13 protein-coding genes are annotated in these 12,544 nt (G+C 63.7%); 8 read left to right on the top strand and 5 right to left on the bottom strand.

Annotated elements, in window-relative coordinates:
* Positions 1 to 65 precede the first annotated feature (65 nt).
* The 8 genes from ACWYRN_RS06105 (at position 66) to ACWYRN_RS06070 (ending at position 6,760) form a co-directional block, all read left to right on the top strand.
* Entirely contained in the window at positions 66 to 1,088 is a 1,023-nt protein-coding gene (locus tag ACWYRN_RS06105) for a KpsF/GutQ family sugar-phosphate isomerase (protein ID WP_488691611.1), read from the top strand.
* The gene (locus ACWYRN_RS06100) at positions 1,088 to 1,621 is read left to right on the top strand and encodes a KdsC family phosphatase (protein ID WP_229437708.1); all 534 of its coding nucleotides are present in this window, start codon (positions 1,088 to 1,090) and stop codon (positions 1,619 to 1,621) included. The genes ACWYRN_RS06105 and ACWYRN_RS06100 overlap by 1 nt, the downstream gene beginning before the upstream one ends.
* Positions 1,622 to 1,635: 14 nt before the next feature.
* Entirely contained in the window at positions 1,636 to 2,232 is a 597-nt protein-coding gene (gene lptC, locus ACWYRN_RS06095) for an LPS export ABC transporter periplasmic protein LptC (protein ID WP_488691610.1), read from the top strand.
* A gap of 42 nt (positions 2,233 to 2,274) precedes the next feature.
* Positions 2,275 to 2,838, top strand: coding sequence for a lipopolysaccharide transport periplasmic protein LptA (gene lptA, locus ACWYRN_RS06090; protein ID WP_229437706.1), 564 nt, complete (start codon positions 2,275 to 2,277; stop codon positions 2,836 to 2,838).
* Between the two features lie 5 nt (positions 2,839 to 2,843).
* Entirely contained in the window at positions 2,844 to 3,599 is a 756-nt protein-coding gene (lptB, locus tag ACWYRN_RS06085; RefSeq protein ID WP_488692781.1) for an LPS export ABC transporter ATP-binding protein, read from the top strand.
* 47 nt (positions 3,600 to 3,646) lie between these two features.
* Positions 3,647 to 5,131: an RNA polymerase factor sigma-54 gene (locus ACWYRN_RS06080; protein ID WP_488691609.1), complete on the top strand. Its 1,485-nt coding sequence runs from the start codon at positions 3,647 to 3,649 to the stop codon at positions 5,129 to 5,131.
* A gap of 61 nt (positions 5,132 to 5,192) precedes the next feature.
* Positions 5,193 to 5,546: a ribosome hibernation-promoting factor, HPF/YfiA family gene (gene hpf / locus ACWYRN_RS06075; protein WP_290423853.1), complete on the top strand. Its 354-nt coding sequence runs from the start codon at positions 5,193 to 5,195 to the stop codon at positions 5,544 to 5,546.
* Between the two features lie 128 nt (positions 5,547 to 5,674).
* Positions 5,675 to 6,760: an enoyl-CoA hydratase/isomerase family protein gene (locus ACWYRN_RS06070; RefSeq protein WP_488691608.1), complete on the top strand. Its 1,086-nt coding sequence runs from the start codon at positions 5,675 to 5,677 to the stop codon at positions 6,758 to 6,760.
* A 72-nt stretch (positions 6,761 to 6,832) separates the two neighbouring features.
* Here the strand turns inward: ACWYRN_RS06070 and rapZ are convergent, their stop codons facing one another.
* The 5 genes from rapZ to ilvA form a co-directional block, all read right to left on the bottom strand.
* On the bottom strand, positions 6,833 to 7,696 hold the full coding sequence (rapZ, locus tag ACWYRN_RS06065; RefSeq protein ID WP_488691607.1) for an RNase adapter RapZ: 864 nt from the start codon (positions 7,694 to 7,696) through the stop codon (positions 6,833 to 6,835).
* Between the two features lie 102 nt (positions 7,697 to 7,798).
* Positions 7,799 to 8,734 (bottom strand): HPr(Ser) kinase/phosphatase, encoded by a 936-nt coding sequence (gene hprK / locus ACWYRN_RS06060; RefSeq protein WP_290423857.1) that lies wholly within the window; start codon positions 8,732 to 8,734, stop codon positions 7,799 to 7,801.
* Positions 8,735 to 8,769: 35 nt separating this feature from the next.
* A complete protein-coding gene (locus ACWYRN_RS06055) occupies positions 8,770 to 9,252 on the bottom strand; it encodes a PTS sugar transporter subunit IIA (RefSeq protein WP_229437697.1) in 483 nt (160 codons plus the stop codon).
* Positions 9,253 to 9,598: 346 nt separating this feature from the next.
* Positions 9,599 to 10,429, bottom strand: a complete 831-nt coding sequence (gene queF, locus ACWYRN_RS06050; protein WP_488691606.1) for an NADPH-dependent 7-cyano-7-deazaguanine reductase QueF — start codon at positions 10,427 to 10,429, stop codon at positions 9,599 to 9,601.
* 460 nt (positions 10,430 to 10,889) lie between these two features.
* Positions 10,890 to 12,422 (bottom strand): threonine ammonia-lyase, biosynthetic, encoded by a 1,533-nt coding sequence (ilvA, locus tag ACWYRN_RS06045; protein ID WP_488692780.1) that lies wholly within the window; start codon positions 12,420 to 12,422, stop codon positions 10,890 to 10,892.
* Positions 12,423 to 12,544 lie beyond the last annotated feature (122 nt).

Below are 12,544 nucleotides of genomic sequence, written 5' to 3'. Positions count from 1 at the left end.
GCGATGTGCGTTGTTCGATACGTCTGGCAAGTTTTTTGCTTACGCAATTCGTTTATACTTCTGGAATGAGTGTAACCGATGAAAAAACAATGCAGAACAGTTTTGACGAGAACGCATCGCGCCGGGTAATGGCCCTGGCCCGCGAGACCCTCGCCATCGAAGCCGACGCCGTCAGGGCCCTGCACGACCGCCTCGACGCCGACGATTCCCTGGTGCGCGCCGTGGCCGTGCTGTACGCCTGCACCGGCCGCGTGGTGGTGTCGGGCATGGGCAAGTCCGGCCATATCGCGCGCAAGATCGCCGCCACCCTGGCCTCGACCGGCACCCCGGCCATGTTCGTGCACCCGGGCGAAGCCGCCCACGGCGACCTCGGCATGGTGACGGCGCAGGACGTCTTCATCGCCATTTCGAATTCCGGCGAATCCTCGGAGCTGATGGACATCCTGCCGGTCGTCAAGCGCATGGGCACGCCCCTGATCGCCATGACCGGCAAGCCGCAATCGCGCCTGGCGCAACTAAGCGACGTGCACCTCGACATCTCGGTGGCGAAAGAAGCCTGCCCGATGAACCTGGCGCCCACCGCCAGCACCACCGTCACGCTGGCCCTGGGCGACGCCCTGGCCGTGGCCCTGCTCGACGCCCGTGGCTTCCGCGAAGAAGACTTCGCACGCTCGCACCCGGGCGGCGCCCTCGGCCGGCGCCTGCTGACCCACGTGCGCGACGTGATGCGCAGCGGCGAGGCCGTGCCTGCCGTATCGCCTGACGCGCCGCTGGCCCAGGCCCTGCTGGAAGTGAGCCAGAAGGGCATGGGCATGACCGCGGTCGTCGATGCCGAACAGCGTCCGATCGGCGTGTTCACCGACGGCGACTTGCGCCGCCTGATCGAGCGCGTGCAGGACTTCTCGAACATCGTCATCCGCGACGTCATGCATGCCAACCCGCGCACTGTGCAGCCGGAACAGCTGGCCGTGGACGCGGTGGCGATCATGGAAGAATTCCGCATCAACCAGATGCTGGTGGTCGATGGCGAGGGCAAGCTGGTCGGCGCCCTGCACATCCACGACCTGACCCGCGCAAAGGTAATCTGATGGTGACTCCTCTCGCACATACCCAGCGCGCCGCGCGCATCAAGGTCATGATCTTCGACGTCGACGGCATCCTGACCGACGGCAGCCTGACCTACGGCCCGGACGGCGAAGTCACGAAGACCTTCAACGTCCTGGACGGCCTGGGCATCCAGCTGCTGCAAAAGACCGGCGTGCAGACCGCCATCATCAGCGCGCGCAAGTCGCCGATCGTCAACGCGCGCGCCAAGGACCTGGGCATCAACCACGTCTGGCAGGGCTTCCACGACAAGCGCGTGGCCTTTGCCGAGCTGCTGGCGCAAACCGGCGTCACGGCCGAGGAGTGCGGCTACATCGGCGACGACGTGATCGACATGCCGCTGCTGAGCAAGGTAGGCTTCGCCGTCACCGTGCCGAGCGGGCACCCGGAAGTGCAGTACCGCGCGCATTACGTCACCAAGGCGCCGGGTGGGCGCGGCGCCGTGCGCGAAGTCTGCGACCTGGTGATGCGCGCCCAGGGCACCTACGAACAGGCGCTCGCGCCGTATTTCGCCTGAATCCTGTTAAACGCATGGCAATCCTCCAGAACCGCCGTACCTCGCACCGCTGGCGCCTGCTGGCGCTGATGCTCACCGCCGTGTTCTTCGCCTTTGGCAGCTTCTGGCTGCTGCAGGCGATGCAGGGCGACGACGACGCCAGCGCCGGGAATGCCGGGAACGAACCCGACTACATCGTCGAGAACTTCAGCTTCGTGCGCATGACGCCAACCGGCCAGCCGCGCTACGTGGTGTCGGGCGCGCGCCTGGCCCACCATCCGGTGACCGACGTCTCGGAAGTAAGTAAACCGGTGGTCGAGAGCATGGCGCCGGGCCGCCCGCGCATGACCATGCATGCCGACCGCGCCCAGATCCACCACCAGGAAAACCGGGTCGAACTGATGGACAACGTCGATATCGTGCGCCCGGCCACGCCAGGCTCGGAAGGGCTGCGCGCACGCACCGATGCGCTGACCGTGCTGGCCGACGAGGAGATCGTCAAGACCGACCGTCCGGTCGACATGACGCTGGGCGCCTCGACGGTGAAGAGCGTCGGCCTGGTGGCCGAGAACCCGACCCAGAAGCTGCACCTCGGCCGCGGCCAGATCGTGTATCCGCCGCGCCAGCCCTGACCCCGCCGCTGACCCCAAAAAATCTAGGAACCAGCCATCAATATGAAAAACATCCTCGCCGCCGCCGTCCTCTCGCTGCTGTCGCTGTCGGCCCTGGCCGAACGTGCCGACTCGCTGAAGGAGGCCGTCGTCAATTTCGATTCGGCCGACTTCGACGAAGTCACCCAGACCCGCATCCTGACCGGCAACGTCGTCCTCACGCGTGGCACGCTCACCATGAAGTCGGACCGCGCGCTGGTCAAGGAAACGCCGGAAGGCTACATGAGCATCACGCTCACCTCGGGCCCGGGGCACGTGGCCACCTTCCGCCAGAAGCGCGACGGCGGCAACAATTTGTGGATCGAAGGCCAGGCCGAACGCATCGAGTACGACGAACGCCAGGAACTGGTGAAGCTGTTCTCGAAAGCGACCGTGCGCGAGCTGGAAGACGGGCGCCTGACGAATGAACTGAACGGCCCCTTCATCTCCTACGACAACCGCAAGGAAGTGGCGGCCGTGCGCAACGACGCCAGCGGCGAAAGCAAGGTGGGCGGCGGACGCGGCACCCTGATCATCGCGCCGCGCAGGACCACGCCCGCAGCGGCACCAGCGCCGGCGGGGAAATGAGCATGATGGGAGCAAGCGCAGGCAGCACCCTGGTCGTGCGGGGGCTGCAGAAAAGTTACGGCAAGCGCCTGGTGGTGCGCGACGTGTCGCTGGAAGTGGGCTGCGGCGAGGTCGTTGGCCTGCTCGGCCCGAACGGCGCCGGCAAGACCACCTCGTTCTACATGATCGTCGGCCTGGTACCGTCGGACGCCGGCGCCATCGAGATCAACGGCACCGACATCTCCAGCCTGCCGATCCACCGGCGCGCGGTGCTGGGCCTGTCCTACCTGCCGCAGGAAGCCTCGGTGTTCCGCAAGCTGACGGTCGAGGACAACATCCGCGCCGTGCTGGAACTGCAGCGCGACGACAACGGCAAGTCGCTCTCGAAGGACGCCATCAACGAGCGCCTTGATTCGCTGCTGGCCGAACTGCAGATCGAGAAGCTGCGCGAGAACCCGGCCCTGTCGCTGTCGGGCGGCGAGCGGCGCCGCGTGGAGATCGCGCGCGCGCTGGCCACCAACCCGCGCTTCGTGCTGCTCGACGAACCGTTTGCCGGCGTCGACCCGATCGCCGTGATCGAGATCCAGCGCATCGTGCGATTCCTGAAGGAGCGCGGCATCGGCGTCCTGATCACCGATCACAACGTGCGCGAAACCCTCGGCATCTGCGACCGCGCCTACATCATCAACCAGGGCGCCGTACTGGCCTCGGGCCGCCCCGACGACATCATCGCCGACGAGTCGGTGCGCCGCGTCTACCTGGGCGAGCACTTCCGCATGTAATCGAGGTAACGACACCGCTTTGAACCGCAGTTGAACAGTAAGAATCGATGAAACAATCCCTGCAACTCCGGACATCGCAGCACCTGGCCCTGACGCCGCAGCTCCAGCAATCGATCCGCCTGCTGCAGTTGTCCACGCTCGAACTGCACCAGGAAATCGAGCAGATCCTGTCCGACAATCCCTTGCTGGAGCGGCTCGACGATCCGCTCGACCGCTCGGTGCGCCTGCTGGCCGACGGCGCCATCAACAGCGCACCCGCGCAGGGCGAGGCACCGGCCGCGCCATCGAACGAGGAAAGCGCGCCGGCCAGCGCCGACGCGCCCGAAGGACTCGACGGCGGCGGCGACCATGAACACGGCGAGCCGGGTGGATCCGACAGCGACTGGGGCGACAGCGGCCGGGCCTCGGGCAACGGCGAAGACGAGGACGGCCGCCCGCAGCTGGAAGCCGGCGGCATCACGCTGCGCGAACACCTGTCGGAACAGGTGCGCGTGACCAACCTGAACCTGCGCGACCGCGCCCTGGCCGAGCTGGTGATCGACGCCATCGACGACAATGGCTACCTGGAAGAACAGCTCGACGAGATCCACGCGCGCCTGCCGCAGGAACTCGAGGTCGAGATGGACGAACTGCGCTGCGCGCTGGCGCTGATTCAAAGTCTCGATCCGGTGGGCGTCGGTGCGCGCAGCGCGGCCGAATGCCTGGCGCTGCAGATCCGCCGCATGCCCGGCGTGCCGCTGGTGACGCGGCGCACGGCACTAAAGATCGTCGAAGGGTATCTGACCTGGTTCGCGCAGCGCGAATTCAACAAGCTGAAAAAGGCGCTCGACTGCGACGACGAAGACCTGCGCGAAGCGCAGGCCGTGATCCGCCAGTGCCATCCGCACCCCGGTGCCGCGTTCGCATCGAGCACCTCGGACTATGTGGTTCCGGACGTTATTGTCCGGAAAACGAAGAGCGGCTGGGGTGTGACCCTGAACCACGAAGTGATGCCGCGCCTGCGCGTGAACCACATGTACGCGGCCTTGCTGAAGGGCGGGAAAGGCGAAGGGCAGATGAGCGCGCAGCTGCAGGAAGCGAAGTGGCTGATCAAGAACATGCGCCAGCGCTTCGATACCATCCTGCGTGTTTCCGAGGCAATTGTGGAGCGCCAGCGCAACTTTTTCAGCCATGGCGCGGTTGCCATGCGGCCCCTTGTGCTTCGCGAGATAGCTGATACACTAGGCCTACACGAGAGCACAATCTCTCGCGTAACCACGCAGAAATTCATGCTGACCCCGCACGGCATGTTTGAGCTGAAGTATTTCTTCGGAAGCCACGTCGCCACCGAAGCGGGGGGCGAAGCATCTTCGACGGCGATCCGGGCTCTCATCGCGCAACTGACAGGAGCAGAAGACCCCAGGAACCCATTATCCGACAGCAAGATCGCGGAAATGCTCGGTGAACAAGGAATGGTCATCGCACGCCGCACGGTTGCCAAATACCGTGAGGCACTGAAAATTCCTCCAGTCAGTCTCCGCAAATCCTTGTAACGGCGGCACCCTCGCGCTTCCTGCGCGGCGCGGCAGCCGCCACCTCTTCAAAGGAGTGTGTATGAATCTCACTATCAGCGGTCACCACCTCGACGTTACTCCCGCCATTCGTGAATACGTACAAAACAAGCTTGAGCGCATTACCCGCCACTTCGATCAAGTGATCGATTCCCACGTGATCCTCGCGATCGACAATCTTACCGAAAAAGAAAAAAGGCAGAAGGCCGAGATCAACTTGCGCGTCTCTGGCAAGACCGTGCACGTGGAAAGTGTGGCGCAAGATTTGTACGCTGCGATCGATCTGTTGATGGACAGGCTGGACCGGCAAGTGATGAAGTACAAGGACATGCTCAAGAGTCATAGTCGCGACGCACTCAAGCGTCTCCCTGAAGGCGGAGAGGCAGCCGCAGCCTGACAGGCCGGCCAGCACCGTCTGAACGAGGGCGCCCGCTGGGCGCCCTTTTCATTGTTATCTCCCCCTCGTCAATACCCCGCCGCCACGGGTCTTGGGTAGAATGGATGTTTTTTCGACCATTCCAGACCATGACCGACCACGTCCAGACCCGCATCGCCAACGGCACCGGTACGATCACCCTCGACCGCCCGAAAGCCTTGAACTCCCTATCGCTGGACATGGTGCGGCGCCTGACCGACACCCTGCTAACCTGGCGCGACGATGCGTCGGTCGACGCCGTGGTCATCACCAGCAGTAGCGAAAAGGCCCTGTGCGCGGGCGGCGACATCCGCTTCTTCCACGAGGCCGGCCATGCCACGCCGACGGGTGGCAGCGCGCTGCTGGAAGACTTCTTCACCGAAGAATACGCGCTGAACCACCTGATCCACTTCTATCCGAAACCGTATATCGCGATCATGGATGGCGTGGTGATGGGCGGCGGCATGGGCATTGCCCAGGGCGGTCCGGACACCGGCCTGCGCATCGTGACCGACCGCACGAAAATGGCGATGCCTGAAGTGAACATCGGCCTGTTCCCGGACGTGGGCGGCAGTCACTTCCTGTCGCATGCGCCTGGGCAGCTGGGTAACTATCTCGGCCTGACCGGGCTGACGATCGGCGCGGCCGATGCGCTGTATGTCGGGCTGGCGGACGTGTTCGTGCCAGGTGCGCAATTGCAAGCCTTGAACGAACTGATCGACGCCACGCCCGGTGCGCAGTTGCCGGATGCGATCCGTGCGTTTGCCTCCGGCTTCGCCGATCAAGCAGGGGAGAGCGAACTGCAGGCGCAACGCGCCACCATCGACGCGCACTTCGGCGCGGCTTCCGTGGCAGCGATCATGGAATCCCTGGGCCGTGACGAACATCCCTTTGCGCAAAAAGCGTTAAAGGCGATGCGCCAGCGCTCGCCGCTGATGATGTGCGTGACGCGCGAGATGCTGGTGCGTGGCGCGGCCATGAGCGTGGCCGATTGCCTGCGCATGGAGCGTTCGCTGGTGCGCCGTAATTTCGAGCACGGCGAAGTGCTGGAAGGCGTGCGCGCGCTGGTGATCGACAAGGACAATGCGCCGCAGTGGAAACCTGCATCGCTCGAGGACGTGACGGCGGAGATGGTGGAGGGTTTCTTCGCGCCGGTGTGGCCGGCGTATGCGCATCCGCTGCGGCACCTGGATTGAAGCAGGGACTGCGCATCCCGGGTAGGTGGGCACGGGGTGCTTGCCCTACGTCGACGTTGACGGATAACGCGCTTACGACTGCTCGCGGTGGCGCAGCACCACGCGTTCGGTCTCGCCGAAGTACGCCGCCAGGCGCTCGGCCATGTACACCGAGCGGTGCTGGCCGCCGGTGCAGCCGACCGCCACCGTCAGGTAGCTGCGGTTGTCGGTCTTGAACGAGGGCAGCCATTTTTCAACAAAGGCGCGAATATCTTCCAGCATCTCGGTGGCGCTGGGCTGGGCGTCGAGGAAGGCGATCACCGGCGCGTCCTTGCCGGTCAGCGGGCGCAGCGCGATGTCGTAGTAGGGATTCGGGATCGCGCGCACGTCGAACACGAAATCGGCGTCCAGCGGCACGCCTACCTTGAAGGCAAACGATTCGAAGAACAGGGTCAGCGGTGCATGCTTGACCTCGGCCAGTTCCTTGATCCAGGCGCGCAGTTTATTCGCCGACGCTTCCGAGGTGTCGATCACGTGGCCGAGCTGCTCGATCGGCGCCAGGCGCTCGCGCTCTTCGGCGATGCACTCGATCAGGGTGCGGCGCGAAGCTGGGTTTTCGCCTGGGCGCAACTGGTGCGAGAGCGGGTGGCTGCGCCGGGTTTCGGAAAAGCGCGCCACCAGCGAGTGGGTGCTGGCGGTCAGGAACATCACCTTGACCTCGTGGCCTTCTTCCTTCAGCGAACGAACGCTATTCGGGAGTTCAACCAGCGACTCGGCGCTGCGCGCATCGACGGCAACCGCCAGCCTGGCGGTGCGCTCGGCATCGACCGTTTTCACCAGCTGCGGCAGCAGGGCCGGCGGCAGGTTGTCGACGCAGTAGTAACCCGCGTCTTCGAGGACGTTCAAGGCAACCGATTTGCCCGAGCCGGAAATGCCGGTAATGAGTACGATGTGCATGGCGCGATGATACCGCAACAGTACCGGCTTGTCGTCGGGCTTATCGTTGGATACGGGGGCGATCGATGTACATACCCGCCAATCGCGCCAGTTACAGCGGTATCAGTCGCTGCTCATGGCCTGGCGTTGCCGCTCCATGAATTCCTGCAGGGTATCGATGCCGCGCAGTTGCAGGATGGTGTTGCGCACCGCGGCTTCCAGCAGCACCGCGATGTTACGGCCGGCCGCCACGGGAATCACGACTTTGCGGATCGGCAGGCCCAGCACTTCCTCGGTCGGGAAGTGGAAGGGCAGGCGCTCGACTTCCTCGTCGAGCACGCCGCGCTTGACCAGATGAACAATTAATTTCAGCCGCATCTTGCGGCGCACGGCGGTCTCGCCGAAGATCGCCTTGATGTCGAGCAGGCCGAGGCCGCGCACTTCCAGCAAATTCTGCAGCAGCGGCGGGCAGCGGCCTTCGATCATGTTCGGGGCAATGCGCGAGAACTCCACGGCATCGTCGGCCACCAGGCCGTGCGAACGCGAAATCAGTTCCAGGCCCAGCTCGCTCTTGCCCAGGCCGGAATCGCCGGTAATCAAGACGCCCACACCGAGCACGTCCATGAAGACGCCGTGCATGATCACGCGCTGCGCCAGTTTCTTGGACAAATAGACGCGCAGGAAGTCGATCACCTGGGCTGCCGGCAGCGGCGTGGAAAACAGCGGGATGTTCTGCTCGTCGCAGATGGCGAGGATGTCAGGCGGGGTTTCCAGGCCTTGCGCGATGATCAGCGCCGGCGGGCCGCCGCCGATCAGCTCGCCGATCACGTGGGTGCGCGAGCTGGACTTCAGGCGGTGGTAATAGTTCAGTTCCTGGTGGCCGAACACCTGGATGCGGCCCGGGTGGATCAGGTTCAGGTGGCCGACCTGGTCGGCGGCCGAGGCCACGTCACCGGAAATGAGCCGCTCGCCGCCGGGAAAGCCGGCGAACCAGCCGAGTTGCAGGCTGTCGCGGTTATCGTCGTACAGCCTTTGGATGGTGAGCGGAGTCTGCAACATGGCGAGTAATCGAGGGGGAAAAGGACCCCCTCAGTTTAACCCAGTGCCTGCAAGCTTGGTTGCCAGTTGATAATTCGTTCGTGCACGGAACGCGGGTCCGGATCGCTTGCCAGGGCAGTGCGGATCGCTTCGTCCGAGAACAGTTCCGCGATCTCGGACAGGATTTCCAGGTGCTGCTGGGTCACGTGGTCCGGAATCAGGAGGAAGAACAGCAGGCTGACCGGGCGGCCGTCGGGCGACTCGAAGGGAATCGGCGAAGCCAGGCGGACAAAGGCGGCGATCGGGTTCTTCAGGCTCTTGCTGCCTTTCACGCGGCCATGCGGCACGGCCACACCATGGCCGAGGCCGGTGGAGCCGAGGCGTTCGCGCGCGAACAGATTGTCCGTCACGGTCGAGCGCGCAATGCCGCAATTGTTTTCGAAGATCAGGCCGGCCTGCTCGAAAGCGCGTTTCTTGCTCGATACTTCAATGTCGAGCTGGACGTTTTCAAGCGAAAGAATTTTGCTAAGGTTGGTCATAACACGCTTCTGGTGGTGCAGCACAAAGCAGGGTGAATTGTGCGGGCAACTTGCGGTGCAGAATTATAGGCCGCTTTAACGGCCGTGTGATTCGATTTCGCGTCGGTATCCTACCCCTGTCAGAGGATGGATTCGACCCCTTGGCAGACAGTAGCGACAGCACGATTTGCGCTTTCGCAAGGGCCTACGCAATTTCCGCAACGAAAATCCCGATCCCATGGGTGAAAGCGGGGCATGCGCCACGTTTCACCATCTTTTACCCATATCTGGGGACGATCCCGGAAAACAGCAGGGTTGTGTGAGCTGTTGTTTTTCGGTCATGCGCTGTGGTTTGAAACCGACAGTACTACTGGCGCGCGCCACGCAGATTATGCGGACGACCCGTGCTGAAATTGGCGCGCCATGGGTTGATGTCGAGGCCGCCGCGGCGGGTATAGCGCGCGTACACCGACAGCTTGCTCGGCTTGCACTGGCGCAGCACGTCCATGAAGATACGCTCAACACATTGTTCGTGGAATTCGTTGTGCTCGCGGAAGCCGATCAGGTAGCGCAGCAGGCCTTCCTGGTCGATCTGCGGGCCGGCATACTGGATCTGCACGCTGCCCCAGTCCGGCTGGCCGGTGACCAGGCAGTTCGATTTCAGCAAGTGCGAGACCAGGGTTTCCTCGACCGGGGCTTCGTCGAAGTTGGCCTTGAGCAGTTCCGGCGCCGGTGAATAGGCGTCGATGTCGATGTCGAGGCGGTCCAGCAGCAGGCCGTCGAGTTCGCCCATCTTGAGCTTGCCGAAGTGCTCGGCTTCGGTGAGGGTGATGTGGACCGGGGCGCCAAAGGCGTTCGACAGGTCTTCGCGCAGCAGGGCGACGAGGGCGTCGGGGCCGGCCACGCGGGTCTGGTTGAAGGAATTCAGATACAGCTTGAACGACTTCGATTCAACGATGTTCGGCGAGTCGGCCGGCGCGCTGATGGTGGCAATTGCCACCTGCGGCTTGCCGCGCATGTTCAGCCACGACAATTCATAGGCGTTCCAGATGTCCATGCCGAAGAAGGGCAGGGTGCCGCTAATGGCGAGCTCGTCGCGCTTTTGCTGGCGCGGGATCGGGAACAGCAGTTCCGGCGCGTATTCGGTCTGGTAGGCGGAGGATTTGCCAAGTGGCGATTGATCGGGAGTATTGGTCATGATCTGGTCTCGAAGGGCCGGTGCTGCGCGTTGGTCGAGTGACTTGTTGCTTGCGCGAATGGTTGCCGGCCCGGCGGCGGCAAAGCGGCGTATCGTACACCTTTCTGCTGATCGGTGGGCGATTCGGTTGAGTGCGGGATGGGTGGCGATGGCGTGGTGTTGGCGGGGAATGCGGGCGGTAATGGGGCTGTTGCCTGTGCCGTTATCGGTATGCATGATCCGCGTGGGCACGAGAGCCCACCCTACGGTTACCGTTATCGGCGAGTTCATACAAGGAACCATCACCGTTATCGGCAAGTTCATACAGGAACTGTCACCGTTAACGGCGAGATCATACGAAACGCGGATACGCAGCGTGTCCCGTAGGGTGGGCACTCGTGCCCACGCGGATTCAGCCCACCACGAACAGAGCAGGCAACAGCCCCACGTCCTCAAGCACAGGACAACTCAACCCAAGCAATCACAAGAACAACTTGTACACCGGATTCGCACTCTCATCCCAATATCGGTACCCCAGCGTCGCCAAAAACTGCCGGAACTCCTCCATCTCTCCACCCGGCACCTGCAACCCGACCAGAATCCGCCCAACATCCCCACCCTGGTTCCGGTAATGGAACAAGGAGATATTCCAGTTCGGCGCCATGCTGTCCAGGAAGCGCATCAACGCCCCCGGCCGCTCGGGAAACTCGAACCGGTACAGCAGCTCATCCTGCGCCAGCGCACTCTTGCCTCCCACCAGGTGCCGGATGTGCAGCTTGGCCAGCTCATCATGCGTCAGATCCAGCGTCCGGAAATCATGCTGCTCGAAGGTACGCGCCAGCAATGAAGATTCGCCGCGGCTGCCCACCTGCACGCCCACGAACACATGCGCCTGCCGCTCATCGCTGATGCGATAGGTGAACTCCGTCACATTGCGCGGCCCCACCAGCGAACAAAAACGCCGGAAGCTGCCGCGCTGCTCGGGAATCGTCACCGCAAACACCGCTTCGCGCGCTTCGCCTACCTCGGCGCGCTCGGCAACAAAGCGCAGGCGGTCGAAATTCATGTTGGCGCCGCAGGCCACGGCAACCAGGGTCTCGTTCTTCACCGGCTGGCGCCCCATCTGCGAACGTTCCACGTAGGCCTTGGCCCCGGCCACCGCCAGCGCGCCGGCCGGCTCCAGGATGCTGCGCGTGTCCTGGAACACGTCCTGGATCGCCGCACAAATCGCGTCGGTATCGACCAGGATGATCTCGTCCACGACCTGTTGCGCCACGCGGAAGGTTTCCTCGCCCACCAGGCGCACCGCCGTGCCATCCGAGAACAGGCCGACGTCGGGGAGCGTGATGCGCTCGCCCGCCTTCAGGCTGCGCGCCATCGCATCCGAATCGACCGTCTGTACGCCGATGATCTTGATGTCCGGCCGCACCGCCTTCACGTAGGCGCCGATGCCGGAGATCAGCCCGCCGCCGCCGATGGCGACAAAGATCGCGTGGATCGGCCCCGAATGCTGGCGCAGGATTTCCATGGCAATCGTGCCCTGGCCGGCGATCACGTCGGGGTCGTCGAAGGGATGGACGAAGGTGAGCTTCTGCTCGCGCTCGAGCAGCAGGGCGTGCTGGTAGGCGTCGGTGTAGGAGTCGCCATGCAGCACCACCTCCACCGCCGCGCCGCCGCGCGCTTTCACGGCGTCGATCTTCACCTGCGGTGTGGTGGTCGGCATCACGACCAGCGCGCGGCAGCCGAGGCGGCTTGCCGACAGGGCCACGCCCTGGGCATGGTTGCCGGCCGAGGCGCAGATCACGCCGCGCTTGAGCGCTTCGGAAGACAGGTGCGCCATCTTGTTGTAGGCGCCGCGCAGCTTGAAGCTGAACACGCTCTGCATGTCTTCGCGCTTGAAATAGATGCGGTTAGCGAAGCGCTGCGACAGGGTCGGGGCGAGATCGAGCGGGGTTTCCTGGGCCACGTCGTAGACGCGGGACGTGAGGATTTTCTTGAGGTAGTCGGTAGTCATGGTCGGGAAGTGACAATTCAAAGGCCAGTGTCCTGGTTCCGGTGACGCGAGACTGTGTTCCCTGGCGGATGACCAGGCATGCAGCCGATACAAGGCGCTGGGGTGTTAGCGCGCCGTATCGT

This window comes from Massilia sp. BAP21 (assembly GCF_057801335.1).
This window is presented reverse-complemented; position numbering and strand designations above follow the sequence as displayed.

Bases quoted from the DNA above. Each gene is read 5' to 3' on its own strand.
- ACWYRN_RS06080 (WP_488691609.1), top strand. From the start codon at position 3,647: ATGAAACAATCCCTGCAACTCCGGACATCGCAGCACCTGGCCCTGACG.
- ACWYRN_RS06055 (WP_229437697.1), bottom strand. From the start codon at position 9,252: ATGACCAACCTTAGCAAAATTCTTTCGCTTGAAAACGTCCAGCTCGAC.
- ACWYRN_RS06105 (WP_488691611.1), top strand. From the start codon at position 66: ATGAGTGTAACCGATGAAAAAACAATGCAGAACAGTTTTGACGAGAAC.
- ACWYRN_RS06100 (WP_229437708.1), top strand. From the start codon at position 1,088: ATGGTGACTCCTCTCGCACATACCCAGCGCGCCGCGCGCATCAAGGTC.
- lptA (WP_229437706.1), top strand. From the start codon at position 2,275: ATGAAAAACATCCTCGCCGCCGCCGTCCTCTCGCTGCTGTCGCTGTCG.
- ilvA (WP_488692780.1), bottom strand. From the start codon at position 12,422: ATGACTACCGACTACCTCAAGAAAATCCTCACGTCCCGCGTCTACGAC.
- queF (WP_488691606.1), bottom strand. From the start codon at position 10,429: ATGACCAATACTCCCGATCAATCGCCACTTGGCAAATCCTCCGCCTAC.
- ACWYRN_RS06070 (WP_488691608.1), top strand. From the start codon at position 5,675: ATGACCGACCACGTCCAGACCCGCATCGCCAACGGCACCGGTACGATC.
- lptB (WP_488692781.1), top strand. From the start codon at position 2,844: ATGGGAGCAAGCGCAGGCAGCACCCTGGTCGTGCGGGGGCTGCAGAAA.
- hprK (WP_290423857.1), bottom strand. From the start codon at position 8,734: ATGTTGCAGACTCCGCTCACCATCCAAAGGCTGTACGACGATAACCGC.
- hpf (WP_290423853.1), top strand. From the start codon at position 5,193: ATGAATCTCACTATCAGCGGTCACCACCTCGACGTTACTCCCGCCATT.
- rapZ (WP_488691607.1), bottom strand. From the start codon at position 7,696: ATGCACATCGTACTCATTACCGGCATTTCCGGCTCGGGCAAATCGGTT.
- lptC (WP_488691610.1), top strand. From the start codon at position 1,636: ATGGCAATCCTCCAGAACCGCCGTACCTCGCACCGCTGGCGCCTGCTG.